Annotated in this window: 19 protein-coding genes and 4 pseudogenes; 11 read left to right on the top strand and 12 right to left on the bottom strand. The window is 69.5% G+C overall.

Features of this window, described 5'->3' with window-relative positions; genetic code table 11:
* Window positions 1-62 precede the first annotated feature (62 nt).
* The 3 genes from ACWD35_RS23405 to ACWD35_RS23395 are packed head-to-tail and all read left to right on the top strand — an operon-like array spanning window position 63 to window position 1,351.
* Complete coding sequence (locus ACWD35_RS23405; RefSeq protein WP_451353231.1) at window positions 63-881, top strand: SDR family NAD(P)-dependent oxidoreductase; 819 nt, start codon at window positions 63-65, stop codon at window positions 879-881.
* Between the two features lie 5 nt (window positions 882-886).
* Window positions 887-1,159, top strand: coding sequence for an alcohol dehydrogenase catalytic domain-containing protein (locus ACWD35_RS23400; protein ID WP_451353230.1), 273 nt, complete (start codon window positions 887-889; stop codon window positions 1,157-1,159).
* The gene (locus ACWD35_RS23395) at window positions 1,160-1,351 is read left to right on the top strand and encodes a hypothetical protein (protein ID WP_451353229.1); all 192 of its coding nucleotides are present in this window, start codon (window positions 1,160-1,162) and stop codon (window positions 1,349-1,351) included.
* 64 nt (window positions 1,352-1,415) lie between these two features.
* On the opposite strand, the gene ACWD35_RS23390 is transcribed toward ACWD35_RS23395, so the two are convergent.
* On the bottom strand, window positions 1,416-1,886 hold the full coding sequence (locus tag ACWD35_RS23390) for a hypothetical protein (protein WP_451353228.1): 471 nt from the start codon (window positions 1,884-1,886) through the stop codon (window positions 1,416-1,418).
* 207 nt (window positions 1,887-2,093) lie between these two features.
* On the opposite strand from ACWD35_RS23390, the gene ACWD35_RS23385 reads away from it, so the two are divergent.
* The 5 genes from ACWD35_RS23385 to ACWD35_RS23365 all read left to right on the top strand — a co-directional run bounded on the left by ACWD35_RS23385 (window position 2,094) and on the right by ACWD35_RS23365 (window position 5,431).
* Window positions 2,094-2,456, top strand: coding sequence for a MarR family winged helix-turn-helix transcriptional regulator (locus ACWD35_RS23385; RefSeq protein ID WP_451353227.1), 363 nt, complete (start codon window positions 2,094-2,096; stop codon window positions 2,454-2,456).
* Between the two features lie 51 nt (window positions 2,457-2,507).
* On the top strand, window positions 2,508-3,494 hold the full coding sequence (locus ACWD35_RS23380) for an ABC transporter ATP-binding protein (protein WP_451353226.1): 987 nt from the start codon (window positions 2,508-2,510) through the stop codon (window positions 3,492-3,494).
* 19 nt (window positions 3,495-3,513) lie between these two features.
* Window positions 3,514-4,350 carry an ABC transporter permease gene (locus ACWD35_RS23375; RefSeq protein WP_451353225.1) on the top strand — a complete coding sequence of 279 codons (837 nt, stop codon included), beginning with the start codon at window positions 3,514-3,516 and terminating at the stop codon, window positions 4,348-4,350.
* A 141-nt stretch (window positions 4,351-4,491) separates the two neighbouring features.
* Window positions 4,492-4,854 carry a hypothetical protein gene (locus ACWD35_RS23370; protein ID WP_451353224.1) on the top strand — a complete coding sequence of 121 codons (363 nt, stop codon included), beginning with the start codon at window positions 4,492-4,494 and terminating at the stop codon, window positions 4,852-4,854.
* Between the two features lie 148 nt (window positions 4,855-5,002).
* Window positions 5,003-5,431 (top strand): VOC family protein, encoded by a 429-nt coding sequence (locus ACWD35_RS23365; protein ID WP_451353223.1) that lies wholly within the window; start codon window positions 5,003-5,005, stop codon window positions 5,429-5,431.
* Window positions 5,432-5,518: 87 nt separating this feature from the next.
* Here the strand turns inward: ACWD35_RS23365 and ACWD35_RS23360 are convergent.
* The 5 genes and pseudogenes from ACWD35_RS23360 to ACWD35_RS23340 form a co-directional block, all read right to left on the bottom strand.
* A pseudogene (locus tag ACWD35_RS23360) lies at window positions 5,519-6,045 on the bottom strand (transposase family protein); the annotation flags it as partial.
* A pseudogene (locus ACWD35_RS23355) lies at window positions 5,966-6,313 on the bottom strand (transposase); the annotation flags it as partial. The pseudogenes ACWD35_RS23355 and ACWD35_RS23360, both read right to left, overlap by 80 nt.
* 73 nt (window positions 6,314-6,386) lie before the next feature.
* Window positions 6,387-6,701 carry a hypothetical protein gene (locus ACWD35_RS23350; protein ID WP_451353222.1) on the bottom strand — a complete coding sequence of 105 codons (315 nt, stop codon included), beginning with the start codon at window positions 6,699-6,701 and terminating at the stop codon, window positions 6,387-6,389.
* 261 nt (window positions 6,702-6,962) lie between these two features.
* Window positions 6,963-7,296: pseudogene (locus ACWD35_RS23345) on the bottom strand (hypothetical protein); the annotation flags it as partial.
* Window positions 7,290-7,505: a hypothetical protein gene (locus ACWD35_RS23340; RefSeq protein ID WP_451353221.1), complete on the bottom strand. Its 216-nt coding sequence runs from the start codon at window positions 7,503-7,505 to the stop codon at window positions 7,290-7,292. The gene ACWD35_RS23340 and the pseudogene ACWD35_RS23345, both read right to left, overlap by 7 nt.
* Before the next feature lie 4 nt (window positions 7,506-7,509).
* Between ACWD35_RS23340 and ACWD35_RS23335 the strand changes: the two genes are divergently transcribed.
* On the top strand, window positions 7,510-7,803 hold the full coding sequence (locus tag ACWD35_RS23335; protein ID WP_451353220.1) for a DUF4262 domain-containing protein: 294 nt from the start codon (window positions 7,510-7,512) through the stop codon (window positions 7,801-7,803).
* Between the two features lie 741 nt (window positions 7,804-8,544).
* Here the strand turns inward: ACWD35_RS23335 and ACWD35_RS23330 are convergent.
* Window positions 8,545-9,096: a CGNR zinc finger domain-containing protein gene (locus ACWD35_RS23330; RefSeq protein ID WP_451353219.1), complete on the bottom strand. Its 552-nt coding sequence runs from the start codon at window positions 9,094-9,096 to the stop codon at window positions 8,545-8,547.
* 77 nt (window positions 9,097-9,173) lie between these two features.
* Between ACWD35_RS23330 and ACWD35_RS23325 the strand changes: the two genes are divergently transcribed.
* On the top strand, window positions 9,174-10,400 hold the full coding sequence (locus ACWD35_RS23325; protein WP_451353218.1) for an MFS transporter: 1,227 nt from the start codon (window positions 9,174-9,176) through the stop codon (window positions 10,398-10,400).
* 463 nt (window positions 10,401-10,863) lie between these two features.
* Window positions 10,864-11,592, top strand: a complete 729-nt coding sequence (locus ACWD35_RS23320; protein ID WP_451353217.1) for an aspartate/glutamate racemase family protein — start codon at window positions 10,864-10,866, stop codon at window positions 11,590-11,592.
* 13 nt (window positions 11,593-11,605) lie between these two features.
* Here the strand turns inward: ACWD35_RS23320 and ACWD35_RS23315 are convergent, their stop codons facing one another.
* The 5 genes and pseudogenes from ACWD35_RS23315 to ACWD35_RS23295 form a co-directional block, all read right to left on the bottom strand.
* Complete coding sequence (locus ACWD35_RS23315) at window positions 11,606-12,010, bottom strand: hypothetical protein (RefSeq protein ID WP_451353216.1); 405 nt, start codon at window positions 12,008-12,010, stop codon at window positions 11,606-11,608.
* Window positions 12,007-12,354, bottom strand: a complete 348-nt coding sequence (locus ACWD35_RS23310) for a hypothetical protein (protein WP_451353215.1) — start codon at window positions 12,352-12,354, stop codon at window positions 12,007-12,009. Before ACWD35_RS23310 ends, ACWD35_RS23315 begins: the two co-directional genes overlap by 4 nt.
* A 160-nt stretch (window positions 12,355-12,514) precedes the next feature.
* Window positions 12,515-13,036 (bottom strand): annotated as a pseudogene (locus tag ACWD35_RS23305) (SDR family oxidoreductase).
* On the bottom strand, window positions 13,033-13,431 hold the full coding sequence (locus ACWD35_RS23300; protein ID WP_451353214.1) for a hypothetical protein: 399 nt from the start codon (window positions 13,429-13,431) through the stop codon (window positions 13,033-13,035). Before ACWD35_RS23300 ends, ACWD35_RS23305 begins: the two are co-directional and overlap by 4 nt.
* A 58-nt stretch (window positions 13,432-13,489) precedes the next feature.
* Complete coding sequence (locus ACWD35_RS23295; RefSeq protein WP_451353213.1) at window positions 13,490-19,642, bottom strand: toxin TcdB middle/N-terminal domain-containing protein; 6,153 nt, start codon at window positions 19,640-19,642, stop codon at window positions 13,490-13,492.
* Window positions 19,643-19,651 lie beyond the last annotated feature (9 nt).

The following is a 19,651-nucleotide window of genomic DNA, read 5'->3' as shown; positions in this document are numbered from 1 at the left end:
GACCCTCCGCAGCTGCATAAGATCACGTCAGTCATCTTTCCGCGGTAGGAGGCCGAACGTTCGTGAGGGATCAGCGTGTTGTGGTCGTGACCGGGGGAGGAACCGGCATCGGCGCGGCAACTGCTCGGCTGTTGCGAGGGGCTGGGCACGAAGTTGTAGTCTCCGGGCGGCGACCGGATCCGCTGCACCGCATCGCCGCGGAGACCGGCGCCCTGGCCTGCCCTGCTGACACCACGGACCCGGAAGCGGTCCATCGCCTCGTTGAAACAACGGTTGCGCGATTCGGTCGGCTCGATGGTTTGGTCGTCAACGCGGGAGTGGGGCGCAGCGGGGGCGTCGGGGAACTGAGCGACGAGGACTGGGAGTTGGTAATGAGTACCAATCTCACCGGACCCTTCCTGGTGATGCGAGCGGCATTGCCGCATCTGCTCCAGGTCCGAGGATCCGTCGTCGCGGTCGCTTCGGTCTCTGCCCTGCGCAACGGGGTGGGTAATGCCGCTTACGCCACGTCCAAGGCGGCGCTGCTTCAGCTGTGCCGGTCGCTGGCCGTGGACTATGGGCCGCGTGGCCTGCGGGCCAACACGGTGTGCCCCAGCTGGGTGCGCACAGAGATGGCGGACCGCCGTATGGCCCGATTCGCTGAGGACGCCGGGTTGGTCTCCGAAGGCGTCGAGGCTGCATACGATGAGGCCACCCGGCTGCTGCCAGCACGTCGCCCCGGTGACCCGCGCGAGGTTGCCGAAGCCATCGCCTGGTTGCTGTCGCCGGCAGCGTCCTTCGTCAATGGTGCTGCTCTGACAGTGGACGGCGGCGTGACCGCGCTGGATCCCGGGACCATTCCTTTTGAATTCAGCGTCACCCCGCGTGACGCGGCCAGTTGATCTTGATGCCGGAATGCGAGTCGGCACCTGGACCGACGCAGGTGCTGGTCCGAGTCAGGGCGACCAGTGTCAACCCGGTGGAATTGTTCGTCCGCTCCGGCGCCCTCCCGTTGCTGGGCGAGCCGCCTTTCGTCCTGGGCCGGGACGTCTCCGGGGTGGCAGAGCAGGTCGATCCGGGTGTGCACCGGTTCAAGTCCGGCGTCGAGGTCTATGGGATGGCGTACTTCCCGGCCGCGGCCGGGGCGAACGCCGAGTACCTGGTTACCCCCGCGCGGTAGTTGGCTCGCAAGCCCGCAGGGATCAGCCACGAGGAGGCCGCGGCGCTGCCGCTGATCGGTCTGACCACCTGGCACGCTACGGCCGCGATCGTGGACGGCCTCGGCCTGGTCCTGGCCGTCGTGGTGACCGCGGCGAGCGTGCAGGACCGCGACGCCGCGGTCCCACTGCTCGAGCGGCTGCGTGCTGGCTGATGCGCGCGCGCCGTCTGGTGCGTGACTACGAGACGCTGCCCGCCATGCATGAGGCCAGGCGCCTTCAGCCGGCCGGCGCCGCGAGCGGGGTGAACACCCCCAACCTCATCTGGAGCGCCCACCCTCGTTCCACCTGGCGTTTCGCCTTCGACCGCAGCCCCTCGACTCTCGCCGGGACCGCCTGAAGACCCAGGACCACGGGCAGCTGCTGGCACCGCATGCCCTCCCGGCCCGCTTCCGACTCCAGCACGCACACGATCCGCTGACAGTCGGGAGGCAGGGCCGACGCTGTCGTACCTTCGGTCCGTCGTGGCACCAGCGATTCCGCCACCGCGCCTGCCACCGGCTCCGCGAACGCGGAAGGCGGCTCGGCCAGCACCTCGGCCACTGTCACCCGGGCATCGGCCGGCCGCGCCAGCCTGCTCTCCGCCTCGACGAGCGCCGCCCGCACCCGCTCGGCCTCCTCCCGCAACCACGCAATCTCTTCCCGGACCTTCTTCTCCCGGGACTCCAGCAGACCGAGCACCGACGGCACCAGCCACCTCCACGAGCGAGACGAACGGACGAACCGCGCCCATCTCTCCCTCCATCAACCGGAGTTCATGCCCACCCAACCCGAACCAAACGATCACGTTCGGAAGGCTCACGCCTCGGTCGCAGGACCCCGGTACCCCGAGCTCCTGTCCAAGGACTCAGTCCGGCCATCAACTAAACAAATCCTTGACTACTCAAGCTGCACGGTGTGAGCCTGGCCGACTTCACGATGCTGCTGCGTCTGGAGCAGGCGCCCGGCGGCCGGATGCGCCGGGTGGACCTGGCCGAGGCGCTGGGTCTGACCGCCTCCGGGGTGACCCGGGGGCTGGCGCCGCTGGAGCGCATCGGGCTGGTGACGCGCGAGACGGACGCCCGTGACGGCCGGGTGGCCTACGCGGCACTGACCGACACCGGCCGCGCACGCCTGACGGACATGCTCACCACGGCCGTGCAGATCGCCGTCGAGATCTTCGCCGCGCCCCCGTGGAACAAGGAGGACATCGGCCAGCTGTCCGCGCTGCTGACCCGCCTCGGCGGCACCGGCCTGCCCGGCCACACCCCCGCCCCATAACCCCCGGCACGCCTCCCGACGGATGCCTCATCCGCACCTTGGAGCACCCACATGAATCCAACCCCCGCCCCCGCACCGCCCCTCGCCCCAGCCGCCACCACGGCCCACGCCCCGACAGCCATCCGCACGGAGAGCCTGCGCAAGGTCTATCCGCGTGCGCAGGGCGGCCTTGTCGCCGTAGACGGCCTGGACCTGACGGTCCACCAGGGTGAGTTCTTCGGCCTGCTCGGCACCAACGGCGCCGGCAAGTCCACCACCATCGGCATGCTCACCACCCTGGTCGCGCCCAGCGCCGGAAAGGCATGGGTCGCCGGGCGCGAGGTGAGTACCGATCCGGTCGGCGTCAAGTCCCGCATCGGTGTGGTCTCCCAGGCCAACACCCTGGACCGCGCGCTCACCGTCGCGGACAACCTGGCCTTCCGTGGCCGCTACTTCGGCATGCCCGCCCCAGCCGCCCGCCGTCGCGCGCTCGAACTGCTGGAGCAGTTCGGCCTCGCCGACAAGGCCGGCGCCAAAGCCCACCAGCTCTCCGGCGGCCAGGCCCGCCGCGTCATGATCGGCCGGGCCCTGATGCACCTGCCGGAGGTGCTCTTCCTCGACGAACCCACCGCGGGCGTCGACCCCCAGGCACGCGACGACCTCTGGCGGATCATCACAAGCCTGCACGAGACCGGCCAGACCGTGGTGCTCACCACCCACTACCTCGACGAGGCCGAGGTCCTGTGCCAGCGCCTGGCCGTCATCGACCACGGGCACCTGCTCGCCTGCGACACCCCCGAGGCGATCAAGGCGTCCAGCGGAGCGCAGACGGTCATCACTGTCCACTACGACGCCGATGCCACCCCGGCCACCGACGCCCTCCACAGCATCCCCGGCGGCCCCCACGACGTGACCGTCGACGGCCCGACCGTACGGGTCCGCACCACACATCCCGACGGCGTCCTGGGCCACCTGCTGCGAATCGGCGGCGCGGTCGGCCTCACCGTCCGCGATGCCACCACCACACCCCCAGCCTGCAGACCGCCTTCCTCACCCTGACCGGACGCGATTACACGCCATGAGCACCGCGAACCCCAGCGCCACCACCCCCCGCCCGCTGACGTCCCGCCGGGCCGCCTGGCACGCCTACCTCGCGCTGACCGGTCGCGACCTCCACGTCCTGGGCCGCAACCTGCCCGCACTGCTCATCCAGGTCGGCCTCCAGCCGCTGCTGTTCACCTTCGCCTTCGCCTACGTCATGCCCAGCATCGGCAGCGGACTGGGCGGTGCGACCTCGTTCTCCACGATCCTGCTGCCCGGCCTGATCGCCAGCACCCTCACGCTGCAGAGCATCATGTCCGTCACCGGGCCGCTGGCCGCCGAACTCGGCCCCGGCCGCGAGATCACCGACCGCGCCCTGGCGCCCCTGCCCGTCTGGGCCCTGGGCCTGCAGAAGATCACCTCGTCCGCGATCTTCGGCCTCGTCTCGACCCTCGTTGTCGTCCCGATCGTCTGGCTCGTCCACGCCCCCGGCAACGCGCCCCGAGCCCACATCGACAACTGGCCCCTGCTGCTGACCACACTGGTACTCAGCGCGCTGCTCGCCTCCACACTCGGGCTGCTGCTCGGAACCGCGGTCGACGCTTCCGCCTTCGGGGCGCTGCTCGGCCTGCTCCTGGCCGCCACCATGCTGGGCTGCGTCTACTACCCGTGGACCGCTCTGCGCCCGATCCGCTGGGTCCAGGTCCTGACCCTCGCCAACCCGCTCGTCTACATGAGCGAGGGCCTACGCGCCAACCTCACGCCCTCCACCGGCCACATGCCCACCTGGGCCTACCTCACCGCCCTCACCGTCGGCACCGCCGCTCTGGGTTACCTCGCCCTGCGCCGCTTCACTCGACGGGTGCAGACCTGACAACGCACCTGCTGCAGTAGATACGGGATTTACTGCAGCAGGGTCTCCGCCGTGATCAACGAGACCTGCGGCGGAGTGCTCCGACCGCCGGGGCGAGGTGTACGCATTTACTGCGGCAGCGCGCGGGAGGGCGGGGCGGGCATGGCGATCGAACCAGCGACCGAACTCGGGAGCGGGGGCGCGCTCCGGCTGCCGCGCGCCCGGGTCGTGCCCCTGTCCGCCGCTCCGGCGTCGTACACCGCGGCGGTCGAGCGATACCTCACCGGTGCGAGCATCGCGAAGTCCGCCGCGCGGATCTACCGGATCTCGCTGACGACATGGGGATGGATACTCGGCGGCGAACCCGCGCCGACCTGCCCGGCCCGCCGCAGCGCGATGCCGCCCGTCTTCCCCGTCGCCGCGACCGACGAGCCGACGTTGCCGGAGGTGCTGGCCGAACTGGCGGCGACGCGAGCGGACGAGATGGACGCCGACACCAGTCCGGCGTCGTCGGCCGCTTCGTAGCGGTGATCTCAGTCATGGTTTCTCCTTGCCCAAGGGCTGTCCCGTAACTGATCTTTGGCATGAGGGTGGTTGGCCAGGACTGGATCCTGGGGACCACCGGTGGGCTCCGCCGCCAGGTACGGCAGAGTCCCCCTGGTATGGTGCGCCGATGTCAGAGATCAAGAAGTTCCAAGTCACCTTTGACTGCGCAGAACCTGAGCGCCTCGCTCGTTTCTGGTGCGAGGTGTTGGGGTACGTCGTGCCGCCGCCTCCGGAGGGGTTTGCCACTTGGGACGATTTCAAGCGCTCGCAGCCACCTGAGCAGCGGGATTCATGGTTCGCCTGCATAGATCCCTCAGGTGTGGGCCCGCGACTGTACTTCCAGCGCGTCCCCGAAGGGAAGGCCGCCAAGAACCGGCTGCATCTTGATGTGCGGGTCGGCACCGGGCTCGTGGGTGAAGAGCGCCTCGCCGCACTTGAGGCCGAATGCGCACGATTGGTCCCGCTCGGCGCGGTACACGTGCGAACGCTGTATGACGGCAATGATTCGTGCATCCCGATGCTGGACATCGAGGGTAACGAGTTCTGTATCGACTGAGCATTCTCCGATTCGGAGAGACGGGGAGCCGCCTCCCTCGGACCTCTCTGGTCTCGTATGGGGCGGGACTTATCCCGTGAGGGCGAGGTTGGAGGTGTTGTGCTCCTCCTTCCAAGCTGGCAGTTCGGTCTGGCCGCGTTCACGGCGGTGCGGGATGAGCAGGCCGGTGCCCCGGTAGCCGCCGTCCGCGATGACCGTGGCCCGGCCGACGGCGGCCTTCGCACCGGAAAGTTCCCACGCCTTGCAATCGTTGCGATTGCCCGTGACCGGCCGGCCGACGGCGACGACGAATCGAGTGTGCCGTCGACGATTAGCACGGTGTCCTTACGGAACCGCTGACGGGGCTGAAACGCGAGCGACGGTCCGAGGTGGCCGATGATGCGGTTGGCGGCCGACTTCGACACCCAGAACAGCGGCGCGAGCTGTCGCAGCGTCAGGTTCGTACGCCGGTAGGCCGCTACGAGCAGGATCCGGTCCGCCATAGTCAGGCTCCATGGTCGGCCCTTGCGTTCTGCGTTCGTACCTTCGCTCCGCATCGCAGTGACCAGCTTGCCGAACTGCCGCGGGCTCAGCCCGGTAATCGGGGCTATCCAGAATGGCTCCGACGCCGATATCGTCGGCGTCGGCCGCGGCCAGGACGGCGGCGAGGATCCTTTCCCACGTGGCGTCGACGGCCCACCTGATCAGGCGTTTATGAGCGGTCTGGAAGGAACCGAGCTCGGCGGGCAGGTCCCGCCAAGGCGAGCAGGTGCGGTACTTCCACGCAATGGCTTCGAGCGTGCGGCGATGGTCAGCCCACCGTCGGCCGCGGACCGGATCGGCCGGCATCAGCGGCGCGATCCGGTCCCACACCTCATCAGTGATCACTAACCGGACAGACACATCCGATCAACCGGCCAACCCGTCAAAGAGACACGTGCCAGGCGGCCCGACTTCGGGGCTTTGGAGGATTGGTTCACTTGTTGAGGCCGGTGAGGGCGGTCTCGGCGTGGTGGGGCCAGGTATGGGGGTGGGCGACGGGGATGGCGACCCAGTCCTTGAAGGGGCGGTGTTTGCCGGAGGGGTCGAACAGTTCCGCGCCGGGCAGGGTGAGGGCTTCAGTGTGGGTGGAGGTGCCGTCGCCGAGCCGGAAGGCGAGCAAGTCGCCCTTGAGACAGGCGAAGGCCTTGCCGTGGGCCTTGAGAGCGCGCTTGCCGAACATCGCTCCGGCGGTTGCGCCGCGAGGGGCGAGGTCGGTGGCGATCTCGTCGAATAGGTCGTCGGGGGTCATGTGGCGGGTCCTTGCGCTGGTGGGGCGAGTTGGCGGGGTCCTGCAGTCGGGACCACAAGTCGGACTGTAGCCAGGAGGGCTGCGGATACGCACCGGTCGAGGACCAGCACTTCAGAGAGCTGATTGCCCAGCTCCTACTCACGGTGACCGCTTTGATGCTTCCGTAGTCCTGATTGCGCACCGAGCACGGGCGCAGTGAATGCGTATCAGGCGCGGATTCACGAGTTTCCCCAGGAACCATTGCGCATCAACTCGCGGACCCTGCACCGGCAACCGGTCCAGCAGCGTCGAGTTCGACAGAATCACGCCGCACGGGTGCATCGCGATCCCCCGCGGCAGCGCGTCCAACCCCTCGGCGAGCTCCCACAGCGGTCCGAATGAGGCTGCGCTGGTCCATGGCCCGCTGGTCGAGGTCGAGGCCGCGGGTGACCATGCCGGCCTCGCACCGCTGCCGCAGCAGCCGCATCGCCCCACCCGGCCCCGGATCCGCACCGACCACGGACGGTTCGGGGAAGTGCGGGGTCCCCAGCCCGAGATCGCGGACGGGCTCGACCGTGCAGGCGTCCGCGACGGCGAAGGTGTCGGCGATCAGCCGCTCGGCCGGTCGAGGGTGCCCCGGGCGATCTTGACCGGCATGCCGAACGGATCGGTGTGCGTGCGGGCGGCGATCTCGCGGACCATCGCCCCGCGCTGAGCCGGGCCGAGGGCAGGGTCGGCCGTCTCACGGATCAACTGATGGCGAAACAAGGCGACCTGGTGGGCCCGCTTGGCCCGCTGGCGTTCCTCCTCATCGACCAAAGCCATACCGATGAAGGCTGCCCTTGGCGCGTCACTGGGGGACGGCCAACAGCATCAAGGCGTTGTCGACGGCCACCAAGTCGCGCTCAGGAACGTCGACCTGCGGTGGTATCGGACGTTCTTCGGGCGAGCTATGGGCTTCTATCGGCGGCCTCCCTTCACCGTCCTTCAAGTTACGTGGCCCGACGCGGGAGGCCGCTTTCACTGGGAAGGACAGGCTGAGCAGAGGCACCGGGAATCGCAGCCTCAACTATGGCTGCCACCAAAGGAGCACCCCGTCGCAATCTGGACTTCCGAACTCTGACGCAGATGCTGGGCAGTGACCGCGGAGGCCGCTGAAGCAGAATCATCTTGCGGAGTAGTTCGAATCCGGCTCGTCCATAGAGCTGCTCTTTGATCGTTTTGCTGCGTCGCAGCGGACGTGTTCGGTGGCGGTGTCCAGTTCGGGGCAGCGGGCCAACTTCGCGACCTGAGGCACAGGTCAGACCACATCATCAAGGAGTTCGAAGCCCTCCGGGAACCCTCCCAGGAGGCACGCCGCGAGGGGTCGGACTCCGCTTCCGCCATCGTCCCGAGCAGGTCGATCAATTCGCTCCGCTGGTCGCTCGACAGCTTGCTGACCAGGTGGGCGACACCCTCCAGGACCTTGACGGCGTCGTCCGGATCCATCTGCTCGTCTTCACTGCCCTCGATGAACCACAGGACGTCGACCAAGGCCTCGGCCAGGGCATGGGTCAGAGACGAGTACACGGGCGTCAAGGCGGACTCCCAGCAGGTCACAGCAGCAGAGTGCGGCCATCCCACCACACACCACTGACATCACACCCAGTCAGCCCTCCACGAAAAGTGAGTCAGAACCCCAGATTCGACAGCGTCCGGCGTTGCCCCGTGCAGCCCTAGCTGTTCTGTCACGGCAGGCGTCGACACCTGCACCGTCTCGAAGCGCCGAAGTAGTAGGCCGTCGTGCGGAGGAGTTTGACGCCCCGTTTCGGGTCAGTCTGCGATCGCCCGCACCGCTCGGTTCGCACAGGCGAGGGACTGAGGCTCACGCCTCGTCGCTCGCGCGCCGCGCCCGGAACGCCGCTGCCTTGACCCGGTTCTGGCACGCCGTCGAGCAGAACTGGCGGCCGGCGTTGCGGGACGTGTCCACATAGACCCGGTCGCAGCGCGGGGCTGCGCAGACCCCGAGGCGGCCGGCGTAGTCGCCGCCGAGGGCCATGGCGAGGCCGGTGGCGCAGCCGGCGCTCCAACCGACGGCATAGGAGTCGTCGGCGCCGTGGAAGTGGACCTGCCATGGCTCCCCGGGAGCCCGGTCGAGCTGGGGGCGGGCGCCGGTCTCGCGCAGCAGCGCGTTGAGGGCGGGAGCCGCGTCGTCGAGCCGGTCAGCGGCCACGGCCTCGAACACGGTACGCAGGGCGCGGGCGGTGTCGGCCAGCCGGTCGGCCTCGCCGAGTCCCAGGTCCGCCCCGGCGGAGAGTGCCGCGCGGACCGCGCCGACGCGTTCGGAGCCCTCGGGGGCGAGGTAGCGACGGCCGCGCGCCTCACCGTCGGTCAGCGCGTTGACGAGCGCGACCGAAGCATCGAGCAGGGTACGCATGTGACTGTCGAACAACACTTGACCAGTTACCTTTCGCCTGCCTACGGTGTCCGTCACTGACAATAGATGATTGACCAGTGACGGGATGTGTTGTGCTGCGCTCCGAACCTCTGCCACGCACCGTCCGCCTGCTGCTGCTCGCCCGGGTCGTCAACCGGCTCGGAGCCTTCTCACTGCCCTTCCTCACCGCGCTGGTCTGCGCCGACCGCGGCACGAGCCTGACCACCGCCGGGCTGGTCAGCGCCGCCTTCGGGTTAGCGACAATTCCCTCACGGCTGGCGGGGGGAACACTCGCCGACCGGATCGGCCGGCGCACGACCATCGTGCTCGGGCTCTGCGGATGCGCCGTGGCACAGCTGGCGATCGCGGCCTCCGCGTCGCTCACCTGGGCGGTCACCGCGGCGGTGCTGCTCGGGCTGGCCTTCGAGCTCTACGAACCGCCGAGCCAGGCGATCATCGGCGAGTCGGTGCCGGAGCGGCAACGGGTGCGCGCGTTCAGCCTGTTCAGCGCCGCGCTTGCGGCGGGCGGCATGGGCGCCGGGCTGCTTGCCGCCCTGCTCGGGCGTTGGGACCTGCGCTGGCTCTTCGTCACCGACGCCGCGACGTGCCTGGCCTGCGCGCTGCTGATCAGGCTCGCCCTTCCCCACGACCGTCCGGCACCGCCCGGAGCGGACCAGGACGGCACCGCCGTGCAACCGCTGCGGGACCGAGCCCTGCTGAGCGTCCTGGCCACCGGAACCGCCTACGCCCTGATCAATCAGCAGACCGTGATGACCCTGCCGCTCGCGCTCGCGCGGCAGGGCCTGCCCGCCGCCGACGCCGGACTGTTGTTCACCGCCACCGCGGCCACCACCGTGCTCGCCCAGCCGCTGGTCCGGCTGCCCTGGGCGACCCGGCTCACGACGCCCGCCGCGCTCGCCCTCGCCCATCTCCTCCTGGCTGCGGGGCTGAGCGGCTACGCCCTCGCCCGCACCCTGCCGGCGCTGCTCGCCGCGGCTGCCGTGTGGAGTCTGGGCGACCTGCTGGTCATGGGCCGCGTCTACGCGCTCGTCACCGGCCTCGCACCGCCTGGCGGAAGCGGCCGTTACCTGGCCGTCTTCGGTACCAGCTGGGGCGTTGCCGCGACGCTTGCCCCCATCCTCGGCACCCAGCTGCTCGCCCGCGCGGGGACGACCACGTTGTGGTCCACGATGGCCGCGCTCTGCCTGCTGCTCGCCGCGCTGCACCTCCGAGTGACACCGGAGTCGCCCGGTCTCCAGGATGTCGCGGAGACGGTTCGCCGTCGGGTCCCGGGCGCTGCGTAGGGGTGGTCCGCCCGGCTCGCGGACCGGTGCTGTCGCTCCTCATGAACATCGAACACCGGTGGGCTTGAGTGCCTCCCGAACCGATGAACCGTCTTGGTGATCCGTTGCGACGCAGATGACCCCACTTCATCCGATGGCCGGTGGGAGAACCGACGAAAGGCGACGCGTTGCGCCGATGAATCTCGGCGACAGGAAGGGCGTGGGCGAGATTACGCCGCAGGACGTCCCGGCCGTTCGAAGCGTGACGGCTTGCCGCCGAGTGACGACCAGGTGGACATTCCGTCCAACGGGCGATCGGAGCGGGCCTGCGCGCCCGGTCCTGGAAGACGGCATCCCGCAGGACTGCTCACCTCCCCGACCAAAGTAAGCCTTATGGCACTTGATCACGTCGCTTATTTCACTTATGGAAGGATTTTCGGTGGTGAGCAGGATGCCACTCGGAGTCAATGTGAGGAGCGGGGCGATGAAGACGATCGGGCTGATCGGCGGGATGAGCTGGGAGTCGACAGCGGAGTACTACCGGTTCTTGAACGAGTTCACGCGCGACCGGCTTGGCGGGCTCCATTCAGCCAGATGCGTGATCTATTCGGTGGATTTCGCGGAGATTGAGAAGTTGCAGGTCCAGGGACGCTGGGCGGATGCTGGCGAGATCCTGGCTGCGGCTGCTCAGTCTCTGGAGGCAGCCGGCGCTGACATGGTGCTCATCTGTACCAACACCATGCACAAGGTCGCCGACGTTGTCGGGGCGGCGGTGTCCATTCCTCTGCTGCACCTGGCCGACGCCACCGCAGACGCCGTACGGGCATCGGGCGTTCGCCGGGTCGGACTGCTGGGCACGGCGTTCACCATGGAGCAGGACTTCTATCGAGGCCGCCTCGAAGCGGCCGGGCTCGACGTCCGCATCCCGGATACCGCCGGGCGCGCGCTAGTGCACCAAGTGATCTATGAGGAGCTCTGCCTCGGAATTGTGCGGGACGAATCGCGCACCGCTTATCAGAAGGTCATCAAGGACCTCGTTGCCGATGGCGCGGAAGGCATCATCCTGGGCTGCACTGAAATCGAGCTTCTCATCGGTCGTGGGGACAGCCCCGTTCCGGTCTTCCCCACCGCACGACTTCACGCCGAGGCAGCCGTAGACGCAGCGCTGCCGGGCGCCCAGAACGACACCCCCACGACTCCCGCATCCCGCTGACTGGAGTGTGGCCTCAATTTCTGCCCGGAGCTGCGCACCACACGCCCCGCAGCAGGAGCCATCCAGTTGTCGAGCGGCCGACGTTCTGCTGTGCCAGCCTTGTGATCTTCCGTTGGAGTTCGTCGATGTCAGCGGGGGCTCCGAGCCCTGACTCCTGCCATGCCTGAGCTCCCAGCGTCTGCGACAGCCGTTTCTCCAGGTGCTGGATGCGGGCGGCCAGTGGGGTGTTGCGGGCCTGTGCGTTGGCGAGGTCGGTCTGGAGCGAGGCCCGGCTGACCGGCGATCTGCCGGCCGGGTCCTGTGTTACCGAGACACTGATCGGGGTGCCGTTCTTCGCGGCGTTCCTGACCGCTGTGGCCACCCGCTGGCGGTGGCGCTCGGTGTCGGCCTGGCGGCCGTCGCGCATGGTGGGGATCATGGCAGCCTCCAGGGCCTGACATCGGGAAGTGGCTGGCCGACGCGGGGCATGCCCAGCATCACCACGCGGCTGCGGCGGACCACGGCGACGGCTTCCTCGATGCGGGCCCAGTCGTCGGCCTCGAACGCCGACATGAGCAGCTCGCGGCTGCGGAGCAGATCAGGGAGGTAGCGCTCCGGGTCGGGAAGGCAGGAGACGTCGGTGCGGAAGTGGGCGCAGCCGACGCAGCGGAAGCGAAGCGGGCAACTTCGCCCGCTGGCTGCGACGTTGTGCGGCTCCAGACAGATGCCACAGGCCGTGGCGACTTCTCCGATGGCCCGCCGTACGTGTTCGGAGTCCAGCATCGCCTGTGCTTTGCGCCAGACGCGGTTGCCTCGACGGTCGAACTGCAGGGCGGTGACAGTGGGCTCGGGTATTGGAACTGTCTGAATACCCCCAGCCCGGGGCCCATGTACCGCCCCGGACCCCGGTGTTAGTCGCCGTGCGTGGACGGCCAGGAATCGGTCAGACCTGTTCGAAGTGGAACGCCTTGATGAAGCAGTCGCGGGGCTGAGCGACGGCGAAGAGGATGCACTCCACGAGCGACTGCGCGGTGAGGGCGTCCTTGGCCTCGCGCGGTGTGGTCTCCCATTGCTCGGAGAGCGGGTCAGGGTTGTCGAGGTCGGGCGGGTAGAGGGAGATCACCCGGACCCCCTGGGGCCGCAGCCGCTTGGATGTCGGATGCGGATTGGAGGTCTGGTCCTTCGAGGTAGCGGGAGCCGTTGTTGATCAGCACGTCAATGCGGTCGGTGTGACGGGCGACGGCGGCAGCGAAGTCGCGGATCGAGGCCGGGTCGGTCAGGTCGCAGGCGAAGGCGTGGACCTGCTGGTGCCCTCGGCCGCGAATCTCGTCGCGGACACGTTCAGCGGCGGCGTGTGTGCGGAGAGGAAGACCTCGGCGCCGAGGTCCGCGAGGCGGATGGCCAAAGTGCGTCCGAAATCGCGGCCGGCGGCGGTAATGACCACGCGGTGATCGTCGAATCTCATGTCGGTACTCCTGGTTCCTGGACCGGAGGTTGTGGTGAAGTGCGGCGACTGACTTCGGCTGCGTAGGCGGCCCAGTCTCCAGCGGCGGCTCGCTGCCAGTTGACGGCGACGGCGACGGCGACGGCGGCGGTGATGTCGATGCCGAGGGTGCGGGCGTGGACCGCGTCGTACGAGTTCCCGACCGACCCCATGGACGCCTCAATTCCCGCCCATATCAAGCGGGTTGTGAGCTTGATGGACGTGTACTGGCAGCCGTGGTCGGCATGATGGATCAGCTGTCCGGGCCGGGAGAACGCGTCGTGGATCGCGGACAGCCACAGCGGGCCCTCGCTGGTGGGGATCACGGTCAGATCGGTGACCCACAGCCGGTTCGGCGCGGGCGCGGTGAAGCACAAGCCCGAGCCGCAGAGAGGGAGCCTCCACGCTTCCGGGGGATTGCCGGCACCCACACGGTCACGAACCTGCGCCCGGGTCTTCACCGGAGGCGGGCGCGGAGTGGAACCATTGGGAGAACCCGTTCTTGCCGTCTTCCCACCAGCCGTACTTGAACTCTTCGAAGGCGCCGAGCGCGAGATCGAGGACGGGTACGGCGTTCCCGACGAACACCAGTTGGTCCGCGTAGGACATCTTGCCGCTGGAGTCCAGCACCATCGAGAGGTTGACCGCCGACGTCACTCCGCCGACGGACAGTGTCGCTTGCGGCACCCACCCGATGGGAATGCAGATCAGTGCGCCACTACGGCCGAGCAGCACACCGCCGACGTTGCCGCCGGTGATGTCGAAGACCGCCTCGAACTTCCCGCTCGCGCCCTGGATGTTGCCGGTGTTGACGAACTCGGTGATTCCGTTCCCGTTGAATCCGCTGACGCCGCTGCTCGAGATGCTGTTGGCCTCACTGGCGAAGTCGAAGCCGGTGGACGCCGCGTTGTCGAAGTAGTTCAGGGACTTCGCCGACCACAGACCGGCTTCGGCGGTCTCCGACGGGTCGAATTTCTGCAGGGTGCCGATCATGAGGTAGTTGTCCGGCGGAGTGCTGCCGAATCCGACCAGCACGGCTTTGACTCCGAAGCCGAGCAGCGCTCCGGTCGCCGCGCCCCACGCCGCTCCCTTCCACATGGCCCGGAAGAAGCCCCCGGCGGTCCCCTTGCCGCCCGCGAATCCCATCGCCGCCCCGGTGCCGGCGCCGGCGATCGCGCCCTGCACGGCGCCGCTTGCGACATAGCTGAGCGTTGTGGCCGTGCCCGCGCTGTTGAAGATCCCGCCCGCCGCGGCGCCTGCCGCACCGCCGGCCAAGGCGCCGATGCCGCCGAGGAGCCCGCCGACCAGTACGCCCGCGCCGACCGAGCCTCCCGCACGGGCCGCCGCGATGCCGCCGACAACGGCCCCTCCGGCGATGCCGATAGCGGTCGTCGCCATCATGCCGGCACTGACGTTGATGGCCACGCCGAGGACGCACAGCGTCGCGCCTCCCGTGAACACTGCTCCCACGATCAGCGTCGCGACGACCAGGCCGACGCCGACGATCGCCATTACGTCCCAGAAGCCGCACCCGCTCGGGTCGACGAACGCCACCGGGTTGTCGTGCGCGTAGACATACGGGTTCCAGGCGTCGATGCCGAACACACCGGGGACGATCGGATCAGGGCTGATGAAACGGCCCAGGCGCGGGTCGTACCAGCGGCGTCCGAGACAGACCAGCCCGGCACCGGTCGCGGCTGTGCCGGCGCCCGGTGCCGTGTCCTGCCGCAGAGTGCCGTACGGCCCGAACGAGAGCCGTCGCAGCTCGCTGCCGTCGGCGCCGGTGAACAGCGTCGGTGTGCCGGTCAGATCCGGGTGGACGAATACTTGCTTCCCGCCGCAGACCGCTGCCACCCGCATATCGCCGAAGGGCAGCCACAGCACGAAATCGTCGCCCTGCTTCTCCAGATGGGGCGTGACCGAGACCGCCTCCAGTGCGCCGTCCCGGTAGGTGACCGCCTTCTGGCCGCGGAAGTCGTAGTCGTAGTCCAGGCGGGCGCCTTCTGCCGTCACGAGCGTGCGCAGGTTGTCGAAACCGTCGAAGGTCAGCGTCCCGTACGGCGCCGAGGTCAGGCGCCCTGCGGCGTCGTGGCCATAGCTGTCCGCGCCGGCCGAGACGAGCGTGGCGCCGCCCCCCGGCGCGTAGTGCAGTTCGCCTACCCCGTCCACATTGATGACGTTGCCCGAGTCGGAGTAGGCGTAGCCGAACCGCTCACCGCTGCCGTATGCCGCGTGCGTGAGCCGGTTCAACCCGTCGTAGGTGTAGGTGACGGTCTCCTCGGATCGCGGGCCGGTGACACCGGCGAGGTTGCCCCGCTCGTCGAAGGTGAATGTCTCGTCGCGCAGTACCGTGCCGTCGCCGGCGAGTACCCGCTGGTTGGTCATGCGCCCGGTGACCGGGTCGAACGCGGCGAGGTTCTCGGTGCCGTTGGCGAACACCATGCGGGTGATGCGTGCGGCCGTGTCCCGCTCGACGGAGGTCACCAGCCCCGGGCAGGAAGCGATGAGCCCGCGCGCGTCATAGGCGAAGCGCAACAGCCGTCGGCCCGCGCCAGGCGCCGTCTCGGGCAGCGTGACCGTGACCGGCCGGCCGAGGCGGTCGTAGTCCGTGGTCGTGACGAACGGCGTCCCGCCCAGCGCGGTCACGGCGCGCACCGACTCCACCGGGCGGGCCACCGGGTCGTAGGCGAAGGTGATCGTGCCGAGCCGGTCGGCGACCTGGTACAGCCGGCCGATCCGGTTCCGCGCTCCGTCGGTCGGCAGCGGGGAACCGCTGTCCAGATAGGAGTACCTGATCTCGGGTGTGGCGGCTCTCTCCTCGCGCACCTCGGTCACCCGGCCGAGCGGGTCCAGGGTGGTGAGGACGGTCTGACCGGTCGGCAGTGTTCGGCGGACCTGGTTTCCGGCCGCGTCGACCACCGAGACGACGCGGCCGGTGTCCGCCGACATACGGAGCAGCGGGCGGCCGAGCAGGTCGTAGGTCACGGTGGTGACCGCTCCGTCGGGGGTCGTCGCGGAAGCGATCCGGTTGGCGTGGTCGTAGGTGTAGACGGCTCGGACCCATCGGGTCCCGTCGTTGCGGCCGACGGACAGGGTGCGGCCCAGCGCGTCGTGTTCCTGGATCTCCATGGGGCGCGGCGGGCCGCCCGGGGCGGTCCTGGAGATCGTCACACCGCCCGGCGCGTATGCGCGCTCGACGACCTCGACGCCGGGCACCACCTGCCGGACGAGCCGCCCCAGCGCGTCGTAACGCATGCTGACGCGCTGTACACCGTCGCTGGGCGGCACGTACACGGGCGCGTCGACGTAGAAGGGCACCGCCGTCTCGGCAAGGTATCCCTGGCTGCTGTACCGGCGGAATTCGGTGACGAGGTAGGACCGGTCCGTGCCGCCCTCCCCGGGCACGATCGCGGCGATGCGGCGCCCTGCGGCGTCGCTGAACTCGTAGGTGGAATGCGTTGAGGGCATGCCGGCGGCGATCCGGCGGGCGACGGCGAGCCGTACCGGTGCGGCGGCGGTGTCGTAGGTGTAGCTCGTGGTCGGCAGCGCCGAGGTGTCGCCCGGTTGGATGGTGGCGCTCACTCGGCCCAGCGCGTCGAACTCGTCCCGGGTGGTGTGGCCGTTCGGGTCGGTGACGGCGGCGACCTGGCCGGTGCGCCGGTCGACCTCGGCGGTGAACGTGTTGCCCATCGGGTCGGTCGCGCTCCGGGGGTATTGACCCGTAGGGTCGCTCTCCAGCCGCGTGTCGTGGCCGAGCGGAGTGCGAGTGACCAGTATGGTCCCGGCCCCTGAGGCGGAGCGGGCATGGCTGCGCCGGGTCACCCACCAGCCCGGCTCCCCGGGCAGGCGGTGGTAGCCGAGCGACTCCCAGTCCGGCTGGTCCGGGCCGTACACGGCGGCCGCGATCTCGTCGGTGAGGGCGAGGTCCTCGATTCGGGTCACGGCGCCCGCGTCGACGAGCCCTTCGGGCAGGCCGATGTGGTCGGGGCCGTCGTAGTAGGTGACGGTTGTGCCGAGCAGCACGCCGTCCGCATCCCGCTGGGTGACGCGGGCGGGTACGGCAAGGAGGTTCACCCCGCCGTCGGCGAAGGTCACCTCCGTCGTCACGTCCTGGTCGGCGGTGGGTTGTCCGGGCCGGTAGGCACGGTTGCGCTGCCGGCGCACATTGCCGGCGGTGTCGACGTCGAGGTAGTCCACTTCACGGACGGCGAAGGGCGCGGCGCCGCGGTCCCAGGTCTCCTCGACGGTCCGCCGCTCGAAGGGGACGACGATGTGGGCGCCACGGGGCGCCGTCACGACATGGGCGTCGTAGCTGTGCCTGACGACGTGGTACGGGCGGTCCGCCTGCGGGGAGCCGTCCAGTCCGTAGGTGGTCGTGGACAGCACGCGGCGACGCAGCGCTCCGAGGCGCAGCCGCTCGTCGGTGGAGAGCGGGCGCTGCGGGTCGGCGGGGTCGAGACCGACGTGGAACGTCGTCACGACCCGCGTGGAGGGGGCGGTCTCGTCCCCGATGGTGTCGGCGGTCACCTCGCTGAAGCCCAGGAACGCCCGGGCGTCCGGGTCGAATCGGGCCTCCCGGTAGTGGTACTCGGTCGCGGAGGTGACACCGGTCGCCGCGTCGGTCCGCTCGACACGCCCGACGCAGGGGACGGCGACCGGATGGAAGGTCCGCCATGGCTGTTCGGCGGCGGCGTCCTCGCGGGCGTAGGAGGTGGACGAGCGGTACTTCACGGTGGTGGTGAGCCCGAGCCCGTTGTCGATCCCGGTCAGCAGGTGCGGCTTGACCCCGCCGGTGAGGTCGAGGAACACATACGGGCCGGGAAGGCCGGTGCGGGTGGACGGCGCGGTCCACAGCACGCCTGCGGTGCCGGTGCCGGTCATGTCGGCGAGCCGTACCCCGCCGGGCGGCAGCGCGGGCGTCCCTTCGATCACCACGGGGTCGCTCAGGCGGTCGGCTCCGGTGGTGAACCACACAGTGACCCGGCCCGGACCGACGTGTACGAGGTCGGCGCAGCCGTCGCCGTCCACGTCGGTGAGGTAGAGGTCGGCGGGGTCGTAGCGCGGCGGGAGCGCGGGGGCGGGGGTCATGCGCACGGCGTCGGCCCAGCGGCCGTTGCCCAGTGCGGGCCAGTACGTGACGCCGCCGCCGTCCACGCGGACCAGGTCCACCAGTCCGTCGCCCGTCATGTCGGCCAGCGCGACGTGCGGGTCGCGCAGGTCCACCGGCGGTGCCTGATGTTCCGGGAGTACGCGCGGCTGCGCCGACCAGCCGTCGCCGTCGCGTAGGTGGAGGGCGAACGTGCGGCCGAGGCTTGTCATCAGGTCCGCGACACCATCCCCGTCGAGGTCGACGAGCCGGCTGTCACGGCGGGCGAGGGCGGCGGCCGGTGAGCGCCGCCACTGCACGGGCTGGCCGAAGCCGCCGCCCGGCGTGAGCGGGTAGTAGCCGGGCAACGGACGGTCGGCGACGACCAGGTCGGCGGTGCCGTTGCCGTTCATGTCGGCGAACGCGACCGCCGCGCGGTCGAGCCGGTACGGTGCGGGCATCCTCGTCAGTGTGCGGGCCTCGCCCCAGGTGCAGTCGCCCTTGTTGGGCCACAGGCGCGGCAGACCGCCGCCGAGGTCGAGGAGGTCGGGCAGGCCGTCGCCGTCCCAGTCGACGAGCTCGACCCTGCGCGAGGCGAGGTTCGGCGGCACCGCTCCGGTGAAGCGCTTCAGCGTGGCGGTACCACGGGTCGCGTAACGGAACGTCAGCGGCCGGCCCTCCAGGGTGCCGCCGTCCTCGGAGTGTCCGACGGTGGTGACAGTCGCCAGGTGGGAGCGGCCTTGTCCGTCCGCGTCGTCGTAGGTGAACCGCCATGACCGCACGAGCGGCTGAGGGATGTCGTCGACGGTCAGGTCCACCGTGCTCGCGCGGCGATTCGTGGCGACCAGGAAGCCGTACCTCCCGTCCAGCAGCCGGTCCTCGCGGTCTTCATAGGTGAAGGTGAGGGTGTAGGAGCCCCAGCGGACCGTCCGCAGGTAGCGCTGCGGGCCGTCCGGCTCCCAGGTGAAGGCGACGGTGTTGCCGAAGGCGTCGGTGAGCGATTCCAGCAGCCAGGCGCCGACACGTTCGGTTCCGTCCGAGGTGTCCGCGATGCGCGCGGCCGGGTCGAACCCGAGACGGTGGACGCGGTCGCTGGTGTCGGTGACCGTCCAGCCCTCACCCTGACGCTCGATCAGCCAGTGAACAGTGTCGACCAGCGGACGGTACCGGTCACCGCTGAGGGCGACGAGGTTCTCCACCCCGGGGATCGCGAACTCGTCGTTCTCGGTGTACTCGGGGAGGCGCCCTTCGGTCCGCCGTGTCACGGCGAGCAGGCCCAGACCCCAGCCCATCCCGAACACCCCGTCGCCGCCGCCGCTGTGATACCGCAGCGCCAGTTCCGGTCGGACTCCTCCCGGACCGGCCGGCAGTTCGAAGGGAACGCTGAAGCCCGCCGTGCCCGTATTGAGGTCGATGTCGATGGTCGTGCCGAGGCCCTGGACAGCGCCCCCGCCCTTGGGCAGGGAGATCACCTGCTCGTCGACGCCGCTCGTGCGCTCCATGCCGCCCCC

The organism is Streptomyces sp. NPDC002671, assembly GCF_053592475.1.
This window is presented reverse-complemented; position numbering and strand designations above follow the sequence as displayed.

Excerpts from the sequence above, each read along its gene's own strand:
- ACWD35_RS23400 (WP_451353230.1), top strand. The coding sequence starts at position 887 with ATGCCGGAATGCGAGTCGGCACCTGGACCGACGCAGGTGCTGGTCCGA.
- ACWD35_RS23380 (WP_451353226.1), top strand. The coding sequence starts at position 2,508 with ATGAATCCAACCCCCGCCCCCGCACCGCCCCTCGCCCCAGCCGCCACC.
- ACWD35_RS23375 (WP_451353225.1), top strand. The coding sequence starts at position 3,514 with ATGAGCACCGCGAACCCCAGCGCCACCACCCCCCGCCCGCTGACGTCC.
- ACWD35_RS23370 (WP_451353224.1), top strand. The coding sequence starts at position 4,492 with ATGGCGATCGAACCAGCGACCGAACTCGGGAGCGGGGGCGCGCTCCGG.
- ACWD35_RS23365 (WP_451353223.1), top strand. The coding sequence starts at position 5,003 with ATGTCAGAGATCAAGAAGTTCCAAGTCACCTTTGACTGCGCAGAACCT.
- ACWD35_RS23350 (WP_451353222.1), bottom strand. The coding sequence starts at position 6,701 with ATGACCCCCGACGACCTATTCGACGAGATCGCCACCGACCTCGCCCCT.
- ACWD35_RS23340 (WP_451353221.1), bottom strand. The coding sequence starts at position 7,505 with ATGGCTTTGGTCGATGAGGAGGAACGCCAGCGGGCCAAGCGGGCCCAC.
- ACWD35_RS23335 (WP_451353220.1), top strand. The coding sequence starts at position 7,510 with ATGAAGGCTGCCCTTGGCGCGTCACTGGGGGACGGCCAACAGCATCAA.
- ACWD35_RS23330 (WP_451353219.1), bottom strand. The coding sequence starts at position 9,096 with ATGCGTACCCTGCTCGATGCTTCGGTCGCGCTCGTCAACGCGCTGACC.
- ACWD35_RS23320 (WP_451353217.1), top strand. The coding sequence starts at position 10,864 with ATGAAGACGATCGGGCTGATCGGCGGGATGAGCTGGGAGTCGACAGCG.
- ACWD35_RS23315 (WP_451353216.1), bottom strand. The coding sequence starts at position 12,010 with ATGATCCCCACCATGCGCGACGGCCGCCAGGCCGACACCGAGCGCCAC.
- ACWD35_RS23310 (WP_451353215.1), bottom strand. The coding sequence starts at position 12,354 with ATGCTGGACTCCGAACACGTACGGCGGGCCATCGGAGAAGTCGCCACG.
- ACWD35_RS23295 (WP_451353213.1), bottom strand. The coding sequence starts at position 19,642 with ATGGAGCGCACGAGCGGCGTCGACGAGCAGGTGATCTCCCTGCCCAAG.